Source organism: Kitasatospora sp. NPDC022856, assembly GCF_055561235.1.
The window spans coordinates 161,876-184,275 of sequence record NZ_JBVHHE010000009.1; the positions used below are offsets into that span (position 1 = coordinate 161,876).

General features: G+C 73.5%; 22 protein-coding genes, 1 pseudogene and 1 riboswitch. Of the genes and pseudogenes, 19 read left to right on the forward strand and 4 right to left on the reverse strand.

Features of this window, described 5'->3' with window-relative positions:
• Positions 1-2 precede the first annotated feature (2 nt).
• From aroQ to ACZ34W_RS13750, 3 genes are all read left to right on the forward strand, one after another.
• Positions 3-431: a type II 3-dehydroquinate dehydratase gene (gene aroQ, locus ACZ34W_RS13740; RefSeq protein ID WP_359837733.1), complete on the forward strand. Its 429-nt coding sequence runs from the start codon at positions 3-5 to the stop codon at positions 429-431.
• A 422-nt stretch (positions 432-853) separates the two neighbouring features.
• The gene (locus ACZ34W_RS13745) at positions 854-1,537 is read left to right on the forward strand and encodes an AAA family ATPase (protein WP_396489633.1); all 684 of its coding nucleotides are present in this window, start codon (positions 854-856) and stop codon (positions 1,535-1,537) included.
• Positions 1,538-1,701: 164 nt separating this feature from the next.
• Positions 1,702-2,511 carry an Fpg/Nei family DNA glycosylase gene (locus ACZ34W_RS13750; RefSeq protein WP_465603777.1) on the forward strand — a complete coding sequence of 270 codons (810 nt, stop codon included), beginning with the start codon at positions 1,702-1,704 and terminating at the stop codon, positions 2,509-2,511.
• A 61-nt stretch (positions 2,512-2,572) separates the two neighbouring features.
• Here the strand turns inward: ACZ34W_RS13750 and ACZ34W_RS13755 are convergent, their stop codons facing one another.
• Positions 2,573-3,025: a DUF3995 domain-containing protein gene (locus ACZ34W_RS13755; RefSeq protein ID WP_329486789.1), complete on the reverse strand. Its 453-nt coding sequence runs from the start codon at positions 3,023-3,025 to the stop codon at positions 2,573-2,575.
• 139 nt (positions 3,026-3,164) lie between these two features.
• Between ACZ34W_RS13755 and ACZ34W_RS13760 the strand changes: the two genes are divergently transcribed.
• Positions 3,165-3,683 (forward strand): RNA polymerase sigma factor, encoded by a 519-nt coding sequence (locus ACZ34W_RS13760; RefSeq protein WP_329486788.1) that lies wholly within the window; start codon positions 3,165-3,167, stop codon positions 3,681-3,683.
• Positions 3,680-4,159, forward strand: a complete 480-nt coding sequence (locus tag ACZ34W_RS13765) for an SRPBCC family protein (protein ID WP_329486787.1) — start codon at positions 3,680-3,682, stop codon at positions 4,157-4,159. Before ACZ34W_RS13760 ends, ACZ34W_RS13765 begins: the two co-directional genes overlap by 4 nt.
• A 181-nt stretch (positions 4,160-4,340) precedes the next feature.
• On the opposite strand, the pseudogene ACZ34W_RS13770 reads toward ACZ34W_RS13765, so the two are convergent.
• Positions 4,341-4,679 (reverse strand): annotated as a pseudogene (locus tag ACZ34W_RS13770) (ArsR/SmtB family transcription factor); the annotation flags it as partial.
• Between the two features lie 81 nt (positions 4,680-4,760).
• A riboswitch (cobalamin riboswitch) is annotated at positions 4,761-4,952 on the forward strand.
• 33 nt (positions 4,953-4,985) lie between these two features.
• Between ACZ34W_RS13770 and nicT the strand changes: the two are divergent.
• A complete protein-coding gene (gene nicT, locus ACZ34W_RS13775; protein ID WP_329486786.1) occupies positions 4,986-6,161 on the forward strand; it encodes a Nickel transporter NicT in 1,176 nt (391 codons plus the stop codon).
• Between the two features lie 113 nt (positions 6,162-6,274).
• Here nicT and rpmG read toward each other — a convergent pair whose 3' ends face one another.
• The gene (rpmG, locus tag ACZ34W_RS13780) at positions 6,275-6,439 is read right to left on the reverse strand and encodes a 50S ribosomal protein L33 (protein WP_329486785.1); all 165 of its coding nucleotides are present in this window, start codon (positions 6,437-6,439) and stop codon (positions 6,275-6,277) included.
• A gap of 392 nt (positions 6,440-6,831) precedes the next feature.
• On the opposite strand from rpmG, the gene ACZ34W_RS13785 reads away from it, so the two are divergent.
• From ACZ34W_RS13785 to ACZ34W_RS13805, 5 genes are all read left to right on the forward strand, one after another.
• Positions 6,832-7,938, forward strand: a complete 1,107-nt coding sequence (locus ACZ34W_RS13785) for a M24 family metallopeptidase (RefSeq protein WP_465603781.1) — start codon at positions 6,832-6,834, stop codon at positions 7,936-7,938.
• Between the two features lie 82 nt (positions 7,939-8,020).
• Positions 8,021-8,584: an elongation factor P gene (efp, locus tag ACZ34W_RS13790; RefSeq protein ID WP_329486783.1), complete on the forward strand. Its 564-nt coding sequence runs from the start codon at positions 8,021-8,023 to the stop codon at positions 8,582-8,584.
• Positions 8,585-8,588: 4 nt separating this feature from the next.
• Positions 8,589-9,026: a transcription antitermination factor NusB gene (nusB, locus tag ACZ34W_RS13795; protein WP_329486782.1), complete on the forward strand. Its 438-nt coding sequence runs from the start codon at positions 8,589-8,591 to the stop codon at positions 9,024-9,026.
• A gap of 158 nt (positions 9,027-9,184) precedes the next feature.
• Positions 9,185-10,012 (forward strand): thioesterase family protein, encoded by an 828-nt coding sequence (locus ACZ34W_RS13800; protein WP_465603784.1) that lies wholly within the window; start codon positions 9,185-9,187, stop codon positions 10,010-10,012.
• A gap of 206 nt (positions 10,013-10,218) precedes the next feature.
• Complete coding sequence (locus ACZ34W_RS13805; RefSeq protein ID WP_465603786.1) at positions 10,219-11,163, forward strand: hypothetical protein; 945 nt, start codon at positions 10,219-10,221, stop codon at positions 11,161-11,163.
• 177 nt (positions 11,164-11,340) lie between these two features.
• Here the strand turns inward: ACZ34W_RS13805 and bldD are convergent, their stop codons facing one another.
• Positions 11,341-11,844 carry a transcriptional regulator BldD gene (gene bldD, locus ACZ34W_RS13810; protein ID WP_031072501.1) on the reverse strand — a complete coding sequence of 168 codons (504 nt, stop codon included), beginning with the start codon at positions 11,842-11,844 and terminating at the stop codon, positions 11,341-11,343.
• Between the two features lie 328 nt (positions 11,845-12,172).
• Here bldD and pyrR point away from each other — a divergent pair, with 328 nt between their 5' ends.
• The 8 genes from pyrR (at position 12,173) to pyrF (ending at position 22,258) form a co-directional block, all read left to right on the forward strand.
• Entirely contained in the window at positions 12,173-12,820 is a 648-nt protein-coding gene (gene pyrR, locus ACZ34W_RS13815; RefSeq protein ID WP_329486779.1) for a bifunctional pyr operon transcriptional regulator/uracil phosphoribosyltransferase PyrR, read from the forward strand.
• Positions 12,821-12,825: 5 nt separating this feature from the next.
• Complete coding sequence (locus tag ACZ34W_RS13820; RefSeq protein ID WP_465603788.1) at positions 12,826-13,806, forward strand: aspartate carbamoyltransferase catalytic subunit; 981 nt, start codon at positions 12,826-12,828, stop codon at positions 13,804-13,806.
• Positions 13,803-15,107 carry a dihydroorotase gene (locus ACZ34W_RS13825; RefSeq protein WP_329486777.1) on the forward strand — a complete coding sequence of 435 codons (1,305 nt, stop codon included), beginning with the start codon at positions 13,803-13,805 and terminating at the stop codon, positions 15,105-15,107. Before ACZ34W_RS13820 ends, ACZ34W_RS13825 begins: the two co-directional genes overlap by 4 nt.
• Positions 15,104-15,670, forward strand: coding sequence for a PH-like domain-containing protein (locus ACZ34W_RS13830; protein WP_329486776.1), 567 nt, complete (start codon positions 15,104-15,106; stop codon positions 15,668-15,670). The genes ACZ34W_RS13825 and ACZ34W_RS13830 overlap by 4 nt, the downstream gene beginning before the upstream one ends.
• Complete coding sequence (gene carA / locus ACZ34W_RS13835) at positions 15,667-16,857, forward strand: glutamine-hydrolyzing carbamoyl-phosphate synthase small subunit (RefSeq protein WP_329486775.1); 1,191 nt, start codon at positions 15,667-15,669, stop codon at positions 16,855-16,857. The genes ACZ34W_RS13830 and carA overlap by 4 nt, the downstream gene beginning before the upstream one ends.
• Entirely contained in the window at positions 16,850-20,161 is a 3,312-nt protein-coding gene (gene carB / locus ACZ34W_RS13840) for a carbamoyl-phosphate synthase large subunit (protein WP_329486774.1), read from the forward strand. Before carA ends, carB begins: the two co-directional genes overlap by 8 nt.
• Before the next feature lie 115 nt (positions 20,162-20,276).
• On the forward strand, positions 20,277-21,377 hold the full coding sequence (locus tag ACZ34W_RS13845; RefSeq protein ID WP_329486773.1) for a quinone-dependent dihydroorotate dehydrogenase: 1,101 nt from the start codon (positions 20,277-20,279) through the stop codon (positions 21,375-21,377).
• 47 nt (positions 21,378-21,424) lie between these two features.
• On the forward strand, positions 21,425-22,258 hold the full coding sequence (gene pyrF, locus ACZ34W_RS13850; RefSeq protein WP_329486771.1) for an orotidine-5'-phosphate decarboxylase: 834 nt from the start codon (positions 21,425-21,427) through the stop codon (positions 22,256-22,258).
• The last annotated feature ends 142 nt before the right edge of the window (positions 22,259-22,400 follow it).

A 22,400-nucleotide genomic window follows, 5' to 3' on the forward strand; every position in this document is an offset into this window, starting at 1 on the left:
TGATGGTGCTCAACGGCCCCAACCTCGGCCGGCTGGGCAGCCGCGAGCCGGACGTCTACGGCGCCACCTCCTACGCCGGGCTGGTCGAGCGCTGCACCGTGCTCGGCGAGGAGCTCGGCTTCGAGGTCGAGGTGCACGAGACCAACTCCGAGCAGCAGATGGTGGAGTGGCTGCACGAGGCGGCCGACGGCGGGGTGCCCGTGGTGATCAACCCGGGGGCCTTCACCCACTACTCGTACGCGATGCGCGACGCCGCCGCCCAGCGGACCGCGCCGCTGATCGAGGTGCACATCTCCAACCCGTACGCCCGGGAGACCTTCCGGCACACCTCGGTGATCGCCGCGGTCGCCTCCGGCACCATCGCCGGATTCGGCCTGGGCTCGTACGAGCTGGCACTGCGGGCGCTCGGCGGGCAGCTCACCGCACGCTGACACCCGGGGCCGGGGTACCGGATCGGCGCGGCCCCGGCCGGCCCGATCCGGTACCCCGGCCCTCGTCAGCGGCCCGGCGGCGGACTGTGCCCGCTGCGGGACCGCCGTGTAGTGTCCCCGCTGAAAGAAGTCGGGAGGTGACCGTGACGCAGTACGCCGGGGGTGGACAAGTCCCCCCACGTCCCGTCGCTCCGCCGGCCCCGCCGTACTCCGGCAGTGCCACCGTCGCACCGCCCGCCGGTGGCGCGCCGGGCGCGTCCCGGGGAGTGCCGCGGGCGGCGGCCCACGCCGAATCCGTCCGCCACGGCGCGGACCGGTCCGCGCGCGAGCCCGCCGGTCGGCCCCCGTACGCCGGTCGCCCGGTCGTGCCGCCGGCCGGCACCCCGGCGGCCCCCCTCGCACCGCCCGCGCCGGCGCGGCCCGTGCCGCCGTCGGCTCCCACCGCCGCGGCGCCCGCGCCGGTTCCGGCCGGCGCCACCGGGCACTTCCTGCTGCCGTCGGGCGCGCCCGTCCAGCTCCCGGTCCACCCCGCGCAGCCGCACCTGCCGTCCGGGCCACTCGCCGTGCTGCTGATCGGACCGGCCGGCGCGGGCAAGACCACCGTCGCCCGGCACTGGGCCGAGCGGCGGCCCACGCCCACCGCCCACATCAGCCTCGACGACGTCCGCGAGTGGGTGCAGTCCGGCTTCGCCAACCCGCAGTCCGGCTGGAACAACGCCTCCGAGGCGCAGTACCGGCTGGCCCGCCGCACCTGCGGTTTCGCCTGCCGCAACTACCTGGCCAACGGCATCTCCTGCATCATCGACGACGCGGTCTTCCCGGACCGCCCGGCGATCGGCCTCGGCGGCTGGAAGCGGCACATCGGCCCGGGGATGATCCCGGTCGTGCTGCTGCCCAGTCTGGACTCCGTGCTGAGCCGCAACGCCCGGCGCAGTGGCAACCGGCGGCTGAGCGACGAGGAGGTGGCCCGGATCCACGGCCGGATGGCCGGCTGGTACAACTCCGGGCTGCCGATCATCGACAACTCCCAGCTGGACGTCGCGGCCACCGCCGCCGAGCTGGACCGGGTGATCCTGGCCCGGCTGATGGGCATCCCGGTCCGCTGAGGCCCGCGCCGCCCGGGGCTGTTCCGGGCGGCTCCGGCGCTGCCCCGGCGCGGATTCGGTACCGCCTTCCGGGAGCCCGCGACGGCCGGCGGCCCGGCCGGGCCTGTCGGTGCGGGCTGCGATGATGGGGGCATCCTGTCGCACACCCGGGGGAGCTGACGCCCGTGCCGGAAGGCCACATCATCCACCGCCTCGCCGCCGAGAACGCCAGGGCCTTCGGCGGCCGCCCGGTCCGTGCGAGCAGCCCGCAGGGCCGGTTCGCGGACGGCGCGAAGCTGGTCGACGGGCAGGTGCTGACCGGGGCGGAGGCCGTCGGCAAGCACCTCTTCCTCGGCTTCGAGGACGACGCCTGGGTGCACATCCACCTCGGCCTCTACGGTGGGTTCGCCTTCGGCGAGGGCCCCGCGCCGGAGCCGGTCGGCCTGGTCCGGCTGCGCCTGGCGAACGACGACGCCTACGCCGATCTGCGCGGTCCCAACACCTGTGCGCTGATCACCGACGCCGAGAAGGCCGCCGTCGCGGCGCGCCTCGGCCCCGACCCGCTGCGGGCCGACGCCGACCCGGAGCCGGCCTGGCGGCGGATATCCGGCAGCCGGACGACGATCGCGGCACTGCTGATGGACCAGAAGGTGCTGGCCGGCGTGGGCAACGTCTACCGCGCCGAGGTGCTGTTCCGGCACGGCATCGACCCGCACCGGGCCGGGCGCGACCTCGGCCGGGCCGAGTGGGACGCCGTCTGGGCCGACCTGGTCGCGCTGATGTGCGAGGGCGTCGGCGCGGGGCGGATCGACACCGTCCGACCCGAGCACACCCCCGAGGCGATGGGCCGTCCGCCGCGGGTGGACGACCACGGCGGCGAGGTCTACGTCTACCGCCGGGCCGGCATGCCCTGCCTGGTCTGCGGCACCGAGGTCCGGACCGAGGCGCACGCCGCGCGCAACCTCTTCTGGTGCCCCACCTGCCAGCGGGCCTGAGGCGGCGCCGGTTGCCCGGTGCCGCCCGGGCGGTCGCGGGGCTGCCGGGGGAGGGGCGCGGTCAGCCGTCCGCCCCGGTACGGGCCACCGCCAGGGCGGCGGCCGCGGCGGCCAGGCAGAGCGGGGTGTAGAACGCCAGGTTGAGCCGGTAGAAGGCCGAGCCGGTGTCGACGCCGACCCCGGTGGCCCAGAGCAGCCCGGCCAGCCCGCGGGCGAGCAGTCCGGCGGCCACCGCGCGCGGCCCCCAGCGCAGCGCCACCGCCGGCAGCCGGCGGGCCGCGCCGTCCAACAGGCCGCCGCGGGCGAGCACCAGGGCCGAGCCGGAGAACAGCAGCGCCGCGAGCGGCAGGACGACCGGCGGGGTGAACGGCACCTCGGCGTTGAGCACCGCCCGGGAGAGTGACGCCGGGTCGGCGGCCGGCCAGGTGCGGCCGGTGGCCCAGTAGACGTGCAGCAGGGCGTCGGCGGCGAGCAGACCGGCGACGGCGAGGGCGGCGGTACGGCGACGGTTCACGGTGGTCCTCCGGGGGTTCCGACGGTGGGTCACCCCGCAGGAGCGGCCCGCCCGGCCGGAGGTTCCCGTGACGAGCGTCACAGCGGGAAGTCGGGGGAGGGAGGGAACGTCCGGCCGGTCCGGCGCCTCTGATGCGGGTGTGGATGGTCCCGACACCCGAACCGCCGACCGGCTCGCCGGCCTGGTCCGTGCCGCCCAGCGCGGCGACCAACTGGCCGTCAGCGAGCTGCTGGAGCTGGTCGCGCCCTACGTCCGCCGGCTCTGCGGTCCGATCGCGCTGGACGACGGCCCCGACGCGACGCAGGAGGCGCTGATCGCCGTCTTCCGCAAGCTGGGCCAGCTCCAGGACCCGGCCGCGCTGTTCGGCTGGGTCCGCTCGATCGCCGTGCGGGAGGCCGTCCGGCACGTCCGGCGGGTCGCCCGCTGCGTCCCGGCCGACCTCTCCGAGCTGCCCCGCCCCGGCGACCCGCAGCTGGCCACCGACATCCAGGACGTCCTCGCCCGGCTGACGCCGGAGCACCGCGCCGTGCTGGTGCTGCGCGACCTGGAGGGGCTCGACGAGCGGTCCACCGCAGAACTGCTGGGCGTGGCACCCGGCACCGTGAAGTCCCGGCTCTCCCGGGCCCGGCTCGGCTTTCGAAGGGCGTGGCAGCAGTGAGCGCACCGACCCCCTGGCCGACGGCGGCCTTCGACCCGGTCCGCCGGCTGCATGTGATCGCCGCCGTCACCCCCGGCGCCGCCGTCCGGGAGGCGCTGATCGACGCGCCGTTCGAGCGGGTCTGGGCGGCCGCGGCCGACCTGGAGGAGGGGCTCCCGCGCTGGCTGCCGGACATCCGGTCGGTCCGCGTGGCCGGGAGCCCGGCGGACGGTCGCACCGAGGCGCTGGTGACCGGCCACACCCGGCTGCGGGCCCGTTTCGACGTCGAGCTGACGCCCGGGTGGTGCCTGATGCGCAGCCGCTTCCTGCTGGGCGGGATGGCGGCCCGCGCCGAGGCCGGAGGCACCCGCTTCGCCTTCCTCGGCGCGTTCCGGCTCCCCGGCGCGGGTCTGCTCGACCGGGCCCTGCGGCCCGCGACGGACCCGCTGGCCCGGCGCTCGCTGGAGCGCTTCGAACGGCTGGTGCGGGAGGGGTGAGGCGGGTCCCGGGCGCGACGGCCCGGGGCGCAGGGTCGGTGTTCCGCGGGCGCAGCCGGTCAGCCGGGAGCCGGTCAGCTGGTCAGCCGGCCGCGGCGGCCCGGGGTGCGGAGGGCTCGCCGCCGGTGGCGTCGCTCCCGGTGGCGGGCTCGCCGTGCTCGTGGTGGTCCGCGGCGGCGCACTCGTCGAGGAGGGGGCGCAGGGCCTCGTCCACGAGCCGGTAGCGCACCACGCGGCCGTCCTTGTCGCCGGTGACCACACCCGCGGTGCGCAGCAGCCGCAGCGCCTGCGAGACGGCCGGGTCGCGCATGCCGGTGGCGACCGCCAGGTCGGTGACGGCGAGCGGCCCGGCCCGGTGCAGGGCGAGCAGCAGGGCGAGCCGCCCCGGGTCGGCGAGCAGCGAGAACCGCTCGGCCCAGGACCGGACGTGCCCGGGGTCGCCGATCGCGGCGATGGCCTCGCAGACCCGGTGCCCGTCGATGGTGCGGTGGCCCGCGCGGTCGGCCGGTACGAGATGCATGCGGACATTGTTGCAGCCCGTGGCTGTGATCCTGGACACCTGCGCAGGTGCGCAGCCTTGCAAGGGTGAGGTGCGGCCCCCTACGGTGTTGCCCGCCGTGGTGTTCGGGAAGACCGGTGACGGACCCTCAGGGTCCGGAGTCCGGAGCGGCCCTCGCCACTGTGATCGGGGGAGTCGTCCGTATCCACGACGCCACTGGGCGCCTCGCGCGCCTGGGAAGGCGGATCCGGAAGCCCCGTCAGCCAGGAGACCGGCCACGGCATCTCACGAACGTCTTTCCACGAGGTGCTGGAGCGTGATCCGAAGATGACCCTGCCCGAAACCGCCGCTGCTCCCGCGGCGTCCTCCGCCCTGCCGAGCTTCCGCTGGCGGCGCGAGGACACCCTCCGCACGGCCGGGTTGATGGGGGTGATCCTGGCCATGCACGTAGTGGCGTTCGGGACGCTGATCTTCCTGGTCGCCCCGGAGAAGTACGAGGTCGGTACCCAGGTCTTCGGGGTGGGCCTGGGCATCACCGCCTACACCCTCGGCATGCGGCACGCCTTCGACGCCGACCACATCGCGGTGATCGACAACACCACCCGCAAGCTCATGGCGGACGGGAAGCGGCCCGTCTCGGTGGGCTTCTGGTTCGCGCTCGGCCACTCCTCGATGGTGGTCCTGATGGCCGCCCTGGTGGCGGGCGGCGCCCAGCTGGCCAACACGCTGATGGACGACGAGTCCACCACCCACCAGTGGCTCGGTGTGGTCGGCACCTCCGCGTCCGGTGTCTTCCTCTACCTGATCGGCGCGCTCAACCTGGCGGCGCTGTTCGGCATCCTCAAGGTGTTCCGGTCGATGCGGGCCGGTCGGTTCGACGAGGCGGAGCTGGAGGAGCACCTCAACTCGCGCGGTCTGATGGCCCGGGTGCTGAACCGGGCGACCCGCTCGATCACGCGGCCCGGCCAGATGTTCCCGGTCGGCATGGTGCTCGGCCTCGGCTTCGACACCGCGACCGAGGTGACCCTGATGGTGATGGCCGGCTCCGGCGCGGCCGCCGGGCTGCCCTGGTACGCGATCGTCTGCCTGCCGCTGCTGTTCGCGTCCGGGATGAGCCTGTTCGACACGCTGGACGGGACGTTCATGAACTTCGCCTACCAGTGGGCGTTCTCCAACCCGGTGCGCAAGGTGTACTACAACCTGACCATCACCGGGCTGTCGATCGCGGTGGCGTTCATCATCGGCACCATCGAGCTGGTCGCCGTGCTGCACGAGAAGCTGGACCTCACCGACCCGGTCAGCGGCTGGATCGCGGACATCTCGCTGGACAACGTCGGCTACGCGATCGTCGGGCTGTTCGTGGTGGTCTGGGGGGCGGCGATCGCCTACTGGCGCCTCGCCGGCGTCGAACAGCGCTGGAGCCCGAAGCCGGTGGTACCGGCCGACGGGGTGCCCGCCCAGGGGGCGGCGGCCGACGAGGCCGCCGGGGTCATCACCAAGTAGTCGGCCCCGACGGCCCGCGGCACCGCGGTGTCACGAGGCGGCGCCCACCCGGTCCGTTCGGGTGGGCGCCGCCTCGCCGTGGTCCGCGGGCCCTGCCGGGCCCACGGGGGAGGTCAGCGCTCCTCGCGGAAGTCGACGTGCCGGCGCGCGACCGGGTCGTACTTGCGCAGCACCAGCCGGTCGGCGTCGGTGCGGCGGTTCTTGCGGGTCACATAGGTGAAGCCGGTCTCGGCCGTGGACCTGAGCTTGACGACGGGGCGCAGTTCGCTGCGGGCCATGGTTCTCCTCCTCCGAGGGGTGGGCGGTGGGGAAACGGCTTCCGCCGAAATGGAAGTCGTTTTCACGGGGTCCAACACGGCCTCCGCCCCGCCCATTCCCCGGCGGGCGGTGGAGGCGCTGGTCGGCCGCGCGACCGCGTACGCGCCGGGGCTCGTCGGGCGGCGCACGCTCCCGTCGGCGGCTCCGGTCGTTCCGGTCCGCCGCCCGCACCGTCCGTTCGGGTGCGCGGCCGGTCGACCGGCCGCGCACCCCGGCGCCGGTGCGGCGCCGGGGGCCGCACCGGGGGCCGACGCCGCACCGGCGGACCGGCCGGGTGTCCGACCAGGGCCGTCCTGGTCCGGTCGGATCCGCTCGGCGGGCGGATCGGGGTGGGGCTCCGTAGGCTCGACGCATGTCTGATGCGTACGCGGTCCGGCGGGAGCGTCTGAGGGAGCACGGCAGTGCGGCCGGGGCCGATGCGGCGCTGATCACCCGGGCGGCGAACGTGCGGTACCTGACCGGTTGCCCGCCGTGCGGCGCGACGCTGCTGCTCACCCGGGAGCGGGCGCTGCTGGCGCTGCCGGACGACCTGCCGCCGGACGACACCGGTGAGCACCTGATCGTCGAGGACGTCACCCGGGTGCCGGTGGCGGCGGGCGCCGACACCGCGCTGGCGGCCGCCGCGGCCGCGGCCCGGCTGGGGGTGGCCGACCTGGCGGTGGAGGAGCACGACCTGACCGTCGCCCGGCACCGCGCCGTGGCGGCTCTGGCGGAGGGCGTCCGGCTGGCCGACCTCGGCCGGGCGGTCGAACAGCTGCGGGTGATCAAGGACGAGCACGAGATCGCGGACCTGCGGATCGCCGCCGAGATCGCCGACCAGGCGCTCGGCGAACTGCTGGAGTCGATCCTGGTCGGCCGGACCGAGCGGCACCTGGCGATGGAGCTGGAACGCCGGATGATCGACCACGGCGCGGACCGGGCGGCCTTCCCGGTCTCGGTCGGCACCGGCAGCCACTCCGGCCAGCAGTCCCACCAGCCCACCGACCGGCGGGTGGAGGAGGGTGACTTCCTCACCGTCGTCCTGGGTGCCCAGTACCGCGGGTACGGCGTCTCGACCGCCCGGACCTTCGTGATCGGCGCCGCCCCCGCGCCCTGGCAGGTCGAACTGCACCGCCTGGTGTTCCGGGCCCAGCGGGCCGGGCGGGAGGCGCTCGGTCCGGGCGTCGAACAGTACGTGCCCGACCAGGCCGCCCGGGAGATCCTCCACGCGGCCGGGCACACCGAGAGCTCGCCGCACCCCGTCGGTCACGGCATCGGGCTGGAGATCCGGGAGGCCCCGCGCCTCGGGCCGTCGGACATGGGTAAACTGGACAGCCGCGTGCCGGTCACCGTCGGTCCAGGGGTTCACCTCCCGGGCCGGGGCGGTGTCCGGATCGAGGACACGCTCGTGGTGCGCCCCCTCGAAGAGGGCGGGCCCGAGCTGCTCACCATCACCACCAAGGAGCTCCTCGCCCTGTGACCCGCGACCGCCCGAGGCGGCCGGGGGCGGCAGGACGCACCCCTTGGTTCCTTGACAGCTATATCCAGGAGTAAGTGCGCCCGTGGCTTCCACGAACGATCTCAAGAACGGCATGGTTCTCAAGCTGGAGGGCGGCAAGCTCTGGTCCGTCGTCGAGTTCCAGCACGTCAAGCCCGGTAAGGGCCCGGCCTTCGTGCGCACCAAGCTCAAGGAGGTCCTGACGGGCAAGGTCGTCGACAAGACCTTCAACGCCGGCACCAAGGTCGAGACCGCCAACGTCGACAAGCGTGGCATGCAGTTCTCGTACAAGGACGGCGAGAACTTCGTGTTCATGGACACGGACACCTACGACCAGACCACGATCGAGCCCGCCGTCGTCGGCGACGCCGCGAAGTACCTGCTGGAGGGCTTCGAGGCCCTGGTCGCCATGTACGAGGGTGCCCCCCTGTACATCGAGCTCCCGGCCTCGGTCGAGCTGACCATCTCCCACACCGAGCCGGGCGTCCAGGGCGACCGCTCCACCGGTGGCTCCAAGCCGGCCACCCTGGAGACCGGCGCCGAGATCGCCGTGCCGCTGTTCATCGTCACCGGTGAGAAGATCAAGGTCGACACCCGCGACGGCAGCTACCTCGGCCGGGTGAAGTAAGTCCGTGTCGGCCGCACGCAGCAAGGCCCGTACGCGAGCCTTCCAGATCCTCTTCGAGGCCGACCACCGCGGGGTCGACCCGCAGCGGGTCCTCGCCGACTGGGTGGCCCGTGCCCGGGAGCCCAAGCCGGACGAGGGCACCCCGCAGGTCGGTGAGTACACCATGGAGCTGATCGAGGGGTACGTCCAGCACGCCCGCCGGATCGACGACCTCATCTCCGAGTACGCGGTGGGCTGGACGCTCGACCGGATGCCGATCGTGGACCGCAACGTCCTGCGGCTCGGTGCGTACGAGCTGATCTGGGAGGACGGCGTCCCGGACGCGGTCGTCCTGGACGAGGCCGTCGAGATCGCCAAGGAGTTCTCCACGGACGACTCCCCGGCCTTCGTCAACGGCCTGCTCGCCCGCTTCCTGGAGCTCAAGCCGAGCATCCGCCGGTAGGCGGCACTCCGACGCACGGCCGCCGGACCCGACAGGGTCCGGCGGCCGTCGTGCGTTCGGGCCGGGTGGCGTATGTTGGGACCCTACTCGCCAGTAACCTGGTGCTCCGGTGACCCACGCGCACCGGTGACCCCGCAGCGAAGGGCAGGCCACCCCCCATGACCACGGCGATCCGCAGCGAGTTCGACCAGGGCATCGCCCTCACCAGGCACCCGGCCGAGCCGGGCCGCTACGACGGCGAACTGGGCGCCGGCTGGCAGATCGGCGGCGGCGTCAACGGCGGGCTGCTGCTCGCGATGGCGGGCCACGCCCTCTCGCTGGAGCACGGCGACCACGCCGACCCGGTCTCGATCAGCGGTTACTACCTCTCCGCCTCCCACCCCGGCCCGGCCACCGTCCGTACCGAGGTGCTCCGCACCGGCCGCTCGCTCTCCACCGGCACCGCCTCGCTCAGCCAGGACGGCGTGGAGCGGCTGCGCGTGGTGGCCACCCACGGCGACCTCGCCGACGCCGGCGGCGACGTGCGGACCACCGCCCAGCCGCCGCAGCTGCCGCCGCCGGACCAGTGCGTCGGCGTGGAGCACGCCCCCAAGCAGCTGATCGAGCAGGCCGCCCTCCTGGAGCGGTTCGACCTGCGGCTCGACCCGGCGACCATCGGCTGGGCGCTCGGGCAGCCCTCCGGCAACGGCCGGATCCAGGGCTGGTTCCGGCTCGCCGACGGCCGGGAGCCCGACCCGCTGCTGCTCCTGCTGGTCGCCGACGCGCTGCCGCCGGTCACCTTCGACCTCGGGATGCCCGGCTGGGCCCCCACCATCGAGCTGACCGTCCACCTGCGGGCGAAGCCGGCGCCCGGCTGGCTGCGCGTCACCCACGCCACCCGCAACGTGGCCGGCGGCTACTTCGAGGAGGACGCCGAGGTCTGGGACGAGTCCGGCCGCCTGGTCGCCCAGTCGCGTCAGCTCGCCCGGGTGTCGCGGCAGGCCTGACCGCCGCCGTCCCGCGACCCGCCGCGCCCGGCCGCCCGCCGGGTGCGGCGCGGTCCGGCGGGTTGCGCCGACCGGGTGACGTGCCTCGCCTCACGGTCGGTTACATTCCTGTGACACGCCGTACGTGTGCGACACCCGGGGCTGGGGAGGACAACGGTCGGCGGCACCCCTGCCGCCGCCGACCGCCACTGCCCCAGGAGCCTCCGATGAGCCGCAACGGCCGCGCCCGCCGCACCCCCGACTGCTCCGCCGCCGGCCCCCGCCCCCGCGCGCGGCTGCGGCACGAGCGGCGCCGGGCGGACGGCGCGGGGCAGGCCTTCGTCATCGGGGTGCTGACCAGCGCCGCCGACTTCGAGCGCGCCGCCGCCTGGCGCCTCTGCGACGCCCCGGACTACGAGACCTACCTGCGGGACACCGCCGACCTGCTCGCCGAGGCCCGGCGCGGCTTCGACACCGTCCGGGCCCGGATGTTCCACCCGCAGGACTTCGAGGAGTTCTGCCTCCTGCACGGCCTCGACCCGGCCGAGCCGGGCGCCCGCGACCGCTACCTGGTCAATCCGCCGCTGCAGACCCAGCTCCTCGCCTACCAGGGCGAGGACCTCGCCGGGGACTTCCTGCCCCGGCTGGTCCGGGCCCGCGAGAACGGGCTGACGCTGCGCCACGCGGACCTGCTGCTGGACGGCGGGCTCTACGAGGAGCACGGCCGGGCCGTCCGGGAGGCCTACCAGCGCGGCGCCGAGGTGTTCCGGCGGATGCTGGTCGGCGCGGGCAGCGGGGTCTACGAGCTGCGCCTCGCGGTGGACGCCCCCGGTGGCCGGCTGACGGCCGCGGCCCGGGTGCTCCAGTGGGAGGACGGCGTGGTGCGGATCAACGACGAGGACCTGGAGCTGGTCTGCGCGGTGCTCTGCGCGGGGCTGGCCCGGGAGCTGCCGGGGCTGGCGGTGCTGCACGGCACGCAGGGCTCGGCGGCGGCCCGCGGAGCCGGTGACGGGGCTGCCGACCCCGCCGGTGACGGAGCCGCCGACCGGGCCTTCCGCGGGGCGGCCTGGGCCTGGGCCAGCGCTGGGCAGGGCTGGGCGCCGACCGCGGCCGCGGTGCGCCTGGAGGGCGTGGCGGCCGAGCCCGGCCACAGCCTGGGCACGGTCCGCTGAGGCCGCCGGAGCGGCCCGGGCGGCCCGGGCCGGTTTCGGTCCGGGGCCGGACGCGCGACGGCGCGGCCCCCGTTCCGGGGCACCGCGCCGTGACGTTTCTGCTTGGCCCTGCCCGTTCCTGCTGGTGGGAGGCGGTGGGAGCCGGTGGGAGCCGGTGGGAGCCGGTGGGGGCGAGCCTCAGCTCGCCTCCTCCTCGCGCACCGCACGGCGCGCGTCGGGGTTCAGCACGCCCCAGGAGATCAGCTGCTCGGTCAGGATCGACGGCGACTGGTCGTAGATCACGGCCAGCGTGCGCAGGTCGTCCTGGCGGATCGAGAGCACCTTGCCGTTGTAGTCACCGCGCTGGCTCTGGATGGTCGCCGCGTAGCGCTGCAGCGGACCGGCCTTCTCGGACGGGACCTGGGTCAGTCTCTCCAGGTCCAGCACGAGGCGCGGCGGCGGCTCGGCCGCACCACCGGGCGTACCGCCGGGCAGCAGCTCCTGGACCGGAACGCCGTAGAACTCCGCCAGCTCGGCCAGCCGCTGCACGGTGACCGCACGGTCACCGCGCTCGTACGAGCCGACGACGACTGCCTTCCAGCGCCCCTGGGACTTCTCCTCGACACCGTGCAGGGAGAGCCCCTGCTGAGTGCGGATCGCTCGGAGTTTTCCTCCGAGTTGCTTCGCGTAGTCGCTGGACATTGATCTCCCCGGACGAGATTGCTTCGCGTTCAGTGGTGGGTCACGGGCGATAGTCGACGTCGTTACCGGTGGGTTCGACGCCAGTCTCGTAACTCACTGTGAGGTTACGTAGAGTGAGGTAGCTGCGTCAAGCCGAATGGGGCAGTCGTGCGAATGGCCCGCGTCCGCGGTGCGTCGCGGACGTTAACCCGGTGAAGCGGAATGATGGACGCCGGTTTGCCGTCGGGCGCGCTGGTACGATGGCGGGAGCCCGCGCCGCGTCGGCGGGGGCGTTCCAGACATCCTTTAAGGCCCGTCCAGTGAGGCGGGGAAGGAGGTCCGCTTCGGCATGACCACACATCACGAACCGACGCCGCGCCCGCCGCACCAGGTGCTGGACGGCACGGACATCGCCCGGGTGATCACCCGGATAGCCCACGAGATCGTCGAGCGCGCCAAGGGCGCGGAGGACGTCGTGCTGCTCGGCATCCACACCAGGGGCGTGCACCTCGCCCGCCGGCTGCGCGACCGGCTGACCCAGATCACCGGCCGGGAGATCCCGTTCGGGACGCTGGACATCACCATGTACCGGGACGACCTGCGGCTGAAGCCCGCCCGGGCCCTGGAGCACACCGAGATCCCGGCCGGCGGCATCGACGGCAGGCTCGTCGTCCTGGTCGACGACGTGCTCTTCTCGGGCCGCACCATCCGCGCCGCGCTCGACGCGCTCAGCGACATCGGCCGCCCGCGCGCCGTCCAGCTCGCCGTCCTGGTCGACCGCGGCCACCGCGAGCTGCCGATCCGCGCCGACTACGTGGGCAAGAACCTCCCCACCTCGCTGCGCGAGGCCGTGCAGGTCCGCCTCGCGGACAGCGACGGCGTGGACGCCGTGCTGGTCGGCGACCGCGACCACGCGGACGCGTCGCGTCCCCCGCGCAGTGAGCGCAGCTCGCAGGCCCTGGCCGCCCGGCCGTCCGAACCGCACCTCCCGGAGTAACCCGCGTGAAGCGCCACCTCGTCTCCGCCGCCGACCTCACCCGCGACGACGCGCTGCTGATCCTGGACACCGCCGAGGAGCTGGCCCAGCTCTCCGGACGGGCCGTCAAGAAGCTGCCTACGCTCCGTGGTCGAACGGTCGTCAACCTCTTCTTCGAAGACTCCACCCGCACCAAGACCTCCTTCGAGGTCGCCGAGAAGCGGCTCTCCGCCGACGTCATCAACTTCTCCGCCAAGGGCTCCTCGGTCTCCAAGGGCGAGAGCCTCAAGGACACCGCGCTCACCCTCCAGGCGATGGGCGCCGACGCGGTCGTCATCCGGCACCACGCCTCCGGCGCGCCGGCCCGGCTGGCCCAGTCCGACTGGCTGCACGGCAGCGTCATCAACGCCGGCGACGGCACCCACGAGCACCCCACCCAGGCGCTGCTCGACGCCTTCACCATGCGCCGCCACCTCAACGCCGGCCTCGGCCGCGACCTCGCCGGCCGGCGGGTGACCATCGTCGGCGACGTCCTGCACAGCCGGGTGGCCCGCTCCAACGTCCACCTGCTCACCACCCTCGGCGCCCAGGTCACCTTCGTGGCCCCGCCGACGCTGCTGCCGATCGGCATCGAGAACTGGCCCTGCGAGGTCAGCTACGACCTGGAGAGCGTGCTCCCCAAGACGGACGCGCTGATGATGCTCCGGGTGCAGCGCGAGCGGATGAACGCCGCCTTCTTCCCGACCGAGCGCGAGTACAGCCGCCGCTACGGCCTGGACGGCAGCCGGATGGCGCAGCTGCCCGAGCACGCCATCGTGATGCACCCCGGCCCGATGGTCCGCGGCATGGAGATCACCGCCGAGGTCGCCGACTCGCCGCGCTGCACCGTGGTCGAGCAGGTCGCCAACGGCGTCTCCGTCCGGATGGCCGTCCTGTACCTGCTGCTCGGCGGCGCCACGCTCGCCGACGCCGCCCCCCGCACCGACTCCGTGGAGACCGCTCAGTGACCACCTACCTGATCCGCAACGCCCAGATCCTCGGCGGCGCCCCGCAGGACCTCCACCTCGCCGACGGCGTGGTCAAGGAGATCGGCACCGGCCTGGCGGTCGAGGCGGACATCGAGATCGACGCCTCCGGCCTGATCGTCCTGCCGGGCCTGGTCGACCTGCACACCCACCTGCGCGAGCCCGGCCGCGAGGACGCCGAGACGGTGCTCACCGGCACCCGGGCCGCCGCGATGGGCGGCTTCACCGCCGTGCACGCGATGGCCAACACCTTCCCGGTGGCCGACACCGCCGGCGTGGTCGAGCAGGTCTGGCGGCTCGGCCAGGAGTCCGGCTTCTGCGACGTGCGCCCGGTCGGCGCCGTCACCGTCGGCCTGGAGGGCAAGAAGCTCGCCGAGCTGGGCGCGATGCACGACTCGGCCGCCGAGGTGCGGGTCTTCTCCGACGACGGCAAGTGCGTCGACGACGCGGTGATCATGCGGCGGGCGCTGGAGTACGTGAAGGCCTTCGACGGGGTCGTCGCCCAGCACGCCCAGGAGCCCCGGCTCACCGAGGGCGCCCAGATGAACGAGGGCCAGGTCTCCGGCGAGCTCGGGCTGGGCGGCTGGCCGGCCGTCGCCGAGGAGGCGATCATCGCCCGCGACGTGCTGCTCGCCGCGCACGTCGGCTCGCGCCTGCACGTCTGCCACGTCTCGACGGCCGGCTCGGTGGAGATCATCCGCTGGGCCAAGGCCAAGGGCTGGAACGTCACCGCCGAGGTCACCCCGCACCACCTGCTGCTCACCGACGAGCTGGTCCGCTCCTACGACCCGGTGTACAAGGTGAACCCGCCGCTGCGCACCGCGGCCGACGTCCAGGCGCTGCGCAAGGCGCTCGCGGACGGCACCATCGACGCCGTCGCGACGGACCACGCGCCGCACCCGTCCGAGGACAAGGACTGCGAGTGGGCCGTGGCCGCGATGGGCATGGTCGGTCTGGAGACGGCGCTCTCGGTGGTGCAGCAGACCATGGTCGACACGGGCCTGCTGAACTGGGAGGGCGTCGCGGACCGGATGTCGCACCGACCGGCCCGGATCGGTCGCCTCACCGGCCACGGACGACCCGTCTCGGTCGGTGAGCCCGCCAACCTGGTGCTGTTCGATCCCGCGTACCGTGGTGCCGTGAACCCCGACAGCTTCGCCACCCGCAGTCGCAACACCCCCTACCGTGGCCTCGACCTGCCCGGCCGGGTGCACGCCACCTTCCTGCGCGGCACCGCCACGGTGCTCGCCGGCGAGCTGGTCGAGCAGGGCGGGCTCGCGTGAGCGCCTTCACCGGGCTCGCCCAGGAGCAGGCCAGGGTCACCGACTGGCCCGGGTACATCGGCTGGGCCATCGGCCTGCTGCTGGTGATCGGGCTGGTCTACTGGCTGATGCGCCAGGGCTGGAACTGGCGGCGCACCCTGCAGTCCGGCATCCCGCCGCTGCCCGCCGTGCCGGCCCGGGCCGGCCGGACCATCCTGGAGACCAGCGGCCGGTACCACGGCACCACCACCGCCGGGAACTGGCTGGACCGGGTCGTCGCGCACGGCCTGGGCACCCGCAGCCGGGCCGACCTGACCCTCGGCGCGGACGGCCTGCTGGTGCAGCGCCCCGGCGACGTCGACTTCTGGATCCCGGCCGAGCAGCTGACCGGGGCCCGGACGGACTCCGGGATCGCCGGCAAGGTCGTGCCGTCCGGACTGCTCGTCGTCACCTGGACGCACGAGGGCACCGCGCTGGACTCCGGGTTCCGGGCCGACCACCCCGGCGAGCACGCCGCCTGGGTCGAGGCGATCGCCCACCTCGCAACACGTACGCAGACGAAGACGGAAGAGGCCGCTCAATGACCGCACCTGCCCCCACCACGCAGCGCCAACGGCGGGACCGCGTCCCCGCCGTGCTCGTCCTGGAGGACGGCCGGATCTTCCGTGGCCAGGCCTACGGCGCGATCGGCGAGACCTTCGGCGAGGCCGTCTTCAACACCGGCATGTCCGGCTACCAGGAGACCCTGACCGACCCGTCGTACCACCGCCAGGTGGTCGCGATGACCGCCCCGCAGATCGGCAACACCGGCTGGAACGACGAGGACGACGAGTCCCGCCGGATCTGGGTCGCCGGGTACATCGTGCGCGACCCCGCCCGGGTGACGTCCAACTGGCGCTCGCGCCGCCCGCTCGACGAGGAGCTCGTCAACCAGGGCGTCGTCGGCATCAGCGGCATCGACACCCGCGCCCTCACCCGCCACCTGCGCGAGCGCGGCGCGATGCGCTGCGGCATCTTCTCCGGCCCGGCGCTGGCGGACGACGCCGCGCTGCTGGCCCGGGTGCAGCAGTCGCCCGAGATGAAGGGCGCCGACCTCTGCCCCGAGGTCGCCACCACCGAGCCGTACGTGGTGCCCGCCGTCGGCGAGAAGAAGTTCACCGTCGCCGCGCTGGACCTCGGCATCAAGGCGATGACCCCGCAGCGGATGGCCGAGCGCGGCATCGAGGTGCACGTGCTGCCGGCGAACTCCACGCTGGAGGACATCTACGCCGTCGACCCGGACGGCGTCTTCTTCTCCAACGGCCCGGGCGACCCGGCCACCGCCGACCACCAGGTCGCCGTGGCGCAGGGCGTGCTGGAGCGCCGGACCCCGTTCTTCGGGATCTGCTTCGGCAACCAGATCCTCGGCCGGGCGCTGGGCTTCGGCACCTACAAGCTCAAGTACGGCCACCGCGGCATCAACCAGCCGGTGCAGGACCGCACCACCGGCAAGGTCGAGGTGACCGCGCACAACCACGGCTTCGCCGTGAACGCGCCGCTGGACAAGGTGAGCGACACGCCGTTCGGCCGGGTCGAGGTCTCCCACGTCTGCCTCAACGACGATGTGGTCGAGGGCCTCCAGGCACTGGACGTGCCCGCCTTCAGCGTGCAGTACCACCCGGAAGCGGCGGCCGGCCCGCACGACGCGGCGTACCTCTTCGACCGGTTCGTCGAGCTCATGCGAGGCGACGACAACGACAGTGTTGAGCTCATGGAGGGCCAGCGTGCCTAAGCGCACCGACATCAAGTCCGTCCTGGTCATCGGCTCCGGCCCGATCGTCATCGGCCAGGCCGCGGAGTTCGACTACTCGGGCACGCAGGCCTGCCGGGTGCTCAAGGCCGAGGGCCTGCGGGTCATCCTGGTCAACTCCAACCCGGCCACGATCATGACCGACCCGGAGATCGCCGACGCCACCTACGTCGAGCCGATCACCCCGGAGTTCGTCGAGAAGATCATCGCCAAGGAGCGCCCGGACGCCCTGCTGCCGACCCTGGGCGGGCAGACCGCGCTCAACACGGCGATCGCGCTGGACGCCAACGGCGTGCTGGCCAAGTACAACGTGGAGCTGATCGGCGCCAAGGTCGACTCGATCCACAAGGGCGAGGACCGCGAGCTCTTCAAGGGCGTCGTCGAGGCCGTCAACGCCAAGATCGGCCACGGCGAGTCCGCCCGCTCGGTGATCTGCCACACCATGGACGACGTGCTGGCCGGCGTCGACACGCTCGGCGGCTACCCGGTCGTGGTCCGCCCCTCCTTCACCATGGGCGGCGCCGGCTCGGGCTTCGCGCACAACGAGGAGGACCTGCGCCGCATCGCCGGCCAGGGCCTGACCCTCTCGCCGACCACCGAGGTGCTCCTGGAGGAGTCCATCCTCGGCTGGAAGGAGTACGAGCTGGAGCTGATGCGCGACAAGAACGACAACGTCGTGGTCGTCTGCTCGATCGAGAACTTCGACCCGATGGGCGTGCACACCGGTGACTCGATCACCGTCGCCCCGGCGATGACGCTGACCGACCGCGAGTACCAGATCCTGCGCGACATCGGCATCGCGGTCATCCGCGAGGTCGGCGTGGACACCGGCGGCTGCAACATCCAGTTCGCGGTCGACCCCGCGGACGGCCGGGTCATCGTCATCGAGATGAACCCGCGCGTCTCGCGCTCCTCGGCGCTGGCCTCGAAGGCGACCGGCTTCCCGATCGCCAAGATCGCGGCGAAGCTCGCCGTCGGCTACACCCTGGACGAGATCCCCAACGACATCACCGAGCAGACGCCGGCGTCGTTCGAGCCGACCCTCGACTACGTCGTGGTGAAGGTCCCGCGGTTCGCGTTCGAGAAGTTCCCGAGCGCCGACGCCACGCTGACCACCACCATGAAGTCGGTCGGCGAGGCCATGGCCATGGGCCGCAACTTCCCCGAGGCGCTCAACAAGGCGCTCCGCTCGCTGGAGAAGAAGGGCTCCCAGTTCACCTGGGCCGGCCCGGTCGGCGACAAGACCGCGCTGCTGGAGAAGGCCGTGGTCCCCACCGACGGCCGGATCAACACCGTCATGGAGGCCATCCGGGCCGGCGCCACCGCGGAGGAGGTGTTCGAGTACACCAAGATCGACCCGTGGTTCGTCGACCAGCTCTTCCTGCTGGACGAGATCGCCGACGAGCTGGCCGAGGCCGCCGAGCTCACCCCCGAGCTGCTGCGCCACGCCAAGCGGCACGGCTTCTCCGACCTGCAGATCGGTGAGATCCGCGGCCTGCGGACCGACGTGGTCCGCGAGGTCCGGCACGCGCTCGGCATCCGCCCGGTGTTCAAGACCGTCGACACCTGCGCCGCCGAGTTCGCCGCCAAGACCCCGTACTTCTACTCGTCCTACGACGAGGAGAACGAGGTCGCCCCGCGCACCAAGCCCGCGGTGATCATCCTCGGCTCGGGCCCGAACCGCATCGGCCAGGGCATCGAGTTCGACTACTCGTGCGTCCACGCCTCCTTCGCGCTGGCCGACGCCGGGTACGAGACCGTGATGGTCAACTGCAACCCGGAGACCGTCTCCACCGACTACGACACCTCCGACCGGCTCTACTTCGAGCCGCTCACCCTGGAGGACGTGCTGGAGATCGTCCACGCCGAGCAGCAGGCCGGACCGCTCGCGGGCGTGATCGTCCAGCTCGGCGGCCAGACCCCGCTCGGCCTGGCCCAGGCGCTCAAGGACAACGGCGTGCCGATCGTCGGCACCCAGCCCGAGGCGATCGACCTCGCCGAGGAGCGCGGCGCCTTCGGCCGCGTGCTGCGCGACGCCGGCCTGCCCGCCCCCAAGCACGGCACGGCCTTCTCCTTCGAGGAGGCCAAGGCGATCGCCGACGAGATCGGCTACCCCGTGCTGGCCCGCCCGTCCTACGTGCTCGGCGGCCGCGGCATGGAGATCGTCTACGACGAGGCCTCGCTCGCCTCCTACCTGGAGCGGCACGCCGGTCTGATCTCCGAGCACCCGGTGCTGATCGACCGCTTCCTCGACGACGCGGTGGAGATCGACGTCGACGCGCTCTACGACGGCACCGAGCTCTACCTCGGCGGCGTCATGGAGCACATCGAGGAGGCCGGCATCCACTCCGGCGACTCCGCCTGCGCGCTGCCCCCGATCACCCTCGGCGGCTACGACATCAAGCGGCTGCGCACCTCCACCGAGGCGATCGCCCGCGGCGTCGGCGTCCGCGGCCTGATCAACATCCAGTTCGCCCTCTCCGGCGACATCCTGTACGTGCTGGAGGCCAACCCCCGCGCCTCCCGCACCGTGCCGTTCACCTCCAAGGCCACGGCGGTGCCGCTGGCCAAGGCCGCCGCCCGGATCTCGCTCGGCGCCACCGTCGCCGAGCTGCGCGCCGAGGGCCTGCTCCCGGCCGAGGGCGACGGCGGCACCCTGCCCGCCGACTGCCCGATCTCCGTCAAGGAGGCCGTGATGCCGTGGAGCCGCTTCCGCGACATCTACGGCCGCGGCGTGGACACCGTGCTCGGCCCGGAGATGCGCTCCACCGGCGAGGTCATGGGCATCGACAAGGTCTTCGGCACGGCGTACGCCAAGTCGCAGGCCGGTGCCTACGGCGCGCTGCCGACCAAGGGCAAGGTCTTCGTCTCCGTCGCCAACCGGGACAAGCGCAACCTGGTCTTCCCGGCCCGCGCGCTGGTCGGCCTCGGGTTCGAGCTGCTCGCCACCGCCGGCACCGCCGAGGTGCTGCAGCGCGGCGGCATCCCCGCCACCGTGGTGCGCAAGCACAGCGAGGGCGAGGGCCCGAACGGCGAGCGGACCATCGTCCAGCTGATCCACGACGGTGAGGTCGACCTCATCATCAACACGCCGTACGGCACCGGCGGCCGTCTCGACGGCTACGAGATCCGCACCGCCGCCGTCGCCCGTTCGGTGCCCTGCCTGACCACCGTCCAGGCGATGGGCGCCGCCGTCCAGGGCATCGACGCGCTGCTGCGCGACGAGGTCGGGGTGATGTCGCTCCAGGAGCACGCCCAGCTGATCAACGCCGGCCGCGCGAAGTAGCACCACCGCAGTGGGGGGCACCGACCGCCGGGTGCCCCCCACTGCCATGCCCACCCGTCGCCCGCCGCCGCCCCTCGCCCGACGGGCCGCGCCCGATCCTCAGTTGGGACCCGCTGTGTACAAGCTCCTGTTCGACCTCGTCTTCAAGAAGATGGACCCCGAGAAGGCCCACCACCTGGCCTTCTTCTGGGTCCGGCTGGCGTCCTCGGTGCCCGGCCTGCGCACCCTCGTCCGGCTGGTGCTCGCCCCGCGCGACCGGGCGCTGCGCACCACCGCCCTCGGCCTCGACCTGCCCGGCCCGTTCGGCCTGGCGGCCGGCTTCGACAAGAACGGCGTCGGCATCGACGGCCTGTCGATGCTCGGCTTCGACTACGTCGAGATCGGCACCGTCACCGGTGAGCCGCAGCCGGGCAACCCGGCGCCGCGGCTGTTCCGCCTAGTCGAGGACCGCGCGCTGATCAACCGGATGGGCTTCAACAACCAGGGCTCGGCCCGGGTCGCCGCCCGGCTGGCCGCACGCCCGCACACCAGCTCCACACCGGTCGTCGGCGTCAACATCGGCAAGACCAAGGTGGTCGAGGAGGCCGACGCGATCGCCGACTACGTGAAGTCCACCGAGCGGCTCGCCCAGTACGCCGACTACCTGGTGGTCAACGTCAGCTCGCCGAACACCCCGGGCCTGCGCAACCTCCAGGCCGTCTCGCACCTCGGCCCGCTGCTGGCCGCCGTCCGCGAGGCCGCCGACCGCTCCACCGCACACCACGTGCCGCTGCTGGTCAAGATCGCCCCCGACCTGGCCGACGAGGACGTCGACGCGGTCGCCGACCTCGCCCTGGAGCTGGGCCTGGACGGCATCATCGCCACCAACACCACGATCGGCCGCGAGGGCCTGCGCGCGAGCGCCGCCCGGATCGAGGAGATCGGCATGGGCGGCCTCTCCGGTGCCCCGCTCAAGGCCCGCGCGCTGGAGGTGCTGCAGCGCCTGCGCGCCCGGACCGAGGGCCGGCTGACCCTGGTCTCGGTCGGCGGCATCGAGACCGCCGAGGACGCCTGGCAGCGCATCGTGCACGGCGCCGACCTGGTCCAGGGCTACAGCGCCTTCATCTACCAGGGCCCGTTCTGGTGCCGGCGCATCCACAAGGGCCTCTCCGCCCGCGTCCGGGCCGGAGGCTTCCGCGACCTGGCGGCCGCCGTCGGCAGCGCCAAGGCCTCCTGACCCCCGCCGGACCCCCTCACCCCCGTGCTACGCCCTGGAAGGACGTCATGACCCTCGCCCCCTTCGGTGCCCGCCTGCGGCACGCCCTCGACACCCGCGGCCAGCTCTGCGTGGGCATCGACCCGCACGCCTCCCTGCTCGCCGCCTGGGGGCTGGAGGACTCCGTGGCGGGCCTGGAGACCTTCAGCCGCACCGTGGTCGAGGCCCTGGCCGACCGGGTGGCCGTGCTCAAGCCCCAGGCCGCCTTCTTCGAGCGGTTCGGCTCCCGGGGCGTCGCGGTGCTGGAGCGGTCCGTCGAGGAGGCCCGGGCGGCCGGCGCGCTCGTCCTGATGGACGCCAAGCGCGGCGACATCGGCTCCACCATGGCCGCGTACGCGGAGGCCTTCCTGGCGCCCGGCAGCCCGCTCTTCTCGGATGCCGTCACCGTCAGCCCGTACCTGGGCTTCGGCTCGCTGCGGCCGGCGCTCGACCTGGCGGCGGCAGGCGGCACCGGGGTGTTCGCGCTGGCCCTCACCTCCAACCCGGAGGGCGCCGAGGTGCAGCGCGCGACCGGCGCGGACGGCGAGCCGGTGGCGGCCGCGGTGCTGCGGCAGCTGGCCGCCGAGAACGCCGGCGCGGAGCCGCTCGGCTCGTTCGGCGCGGTGGTCGGCGCGACGCTGGCCGACGCGGGCGTCGACCTGGCGATCAACGGCCCGCTGCTGGCCCCGGGGATCGGCGCCCAGGGCGCCACGATGGCGGACCTGCCGCGGGTGTTCGGCGCCTCGGTGCGCAACGTGGTGCCGAGCGTCAGCCGCGACGTCCTGCGGCGCGGCCCGTCGCCGGCGGCCCTGCGGGAGGCGGCGGACCGCTTCGTCCAGGAGTACGCGGACGCGGTGAAGTAGCGGGCGCCGCAGCGCTTTCGGTGGCACCCGAAGCGTCGCCGCGGAGGTGGCGTGATGTGCCGCGATGGCGTGACGGGGTGGCGCGGGGTCTCACGACTTGACGTGAGCGCCGTCACATCGGTGGTGCCAAAGGTCCGCAATC

Bases quoted from the DNA above. Each gene is read 5' to 3' on its own strand.
- carA (WP_329486775.1), top strand. From the start codon at position 15,667: ATGACCGCACCTGCCCCCACCACGCAGCGCCAACGGCGGGACCGCGTC.
- nicT (WP_329486786.1), top strand. From the start codon at position 4,986: ATGACCCTGCCCGAAACCGCCGCTGCTCCCGCGGCGTCCTCCGCCCTG.
- ACZ34W_RS13785 (WP_465603781.1), top strand. From the start codon at position 6,832: ATGTCTGATGCGTACGCGGTCCGGCGGGAGCGTCTGAGGGAGCACGGC.
- pyrR (WP_329486779.1), top strand. From the start codon at position 12,173: ATGACCACACATCACGAACCGACGCCGCGCCCGCCGCACCAGGTGCTG.
- ACZ34W_RS13805 (WP_465603786.1), top strand. From the start codon at position 10,219: ATGAGCCGCAACGGCCGCGCCCGCCGCACCCCCGACTGCTCCGCCGCC.
- bldD (WP_031072501.1), bottom strand. From the start codon at position 11,844: ATGTCCAGCGACTACGCGAAGCAACTCGGAGGAAAACTCCGAGCGATC.
- ACZ34W_RS13800 (WP_465603784.1), top strand. From the start codon at position 9,185: ATGACCACGGCGATCCGCAGCGAGTTCGACCAGGGCATCGCCCTCACC.
- aroQ (WP_359837733.1), top strand. From the start codon at position 3: ATGGTGCTCAACGGCCCCAACCTCGGCCGGCTGGGCAGCCGCGAGCCG.
- rpmG (WP_329486785.1), bottom strand. From the start codon at position 6,439: ATGGCCCGCAGCGAACTGCGCCCCGTCGTCAAGCTCAGGTCCACGGCC.
- pyrF (WP_329486771.1), top strand. From the start codon at position 21,425: ATGACCCTCGCCCCCTTCGGTGCCCGCCTGCGGCACGCCCTCGACACC.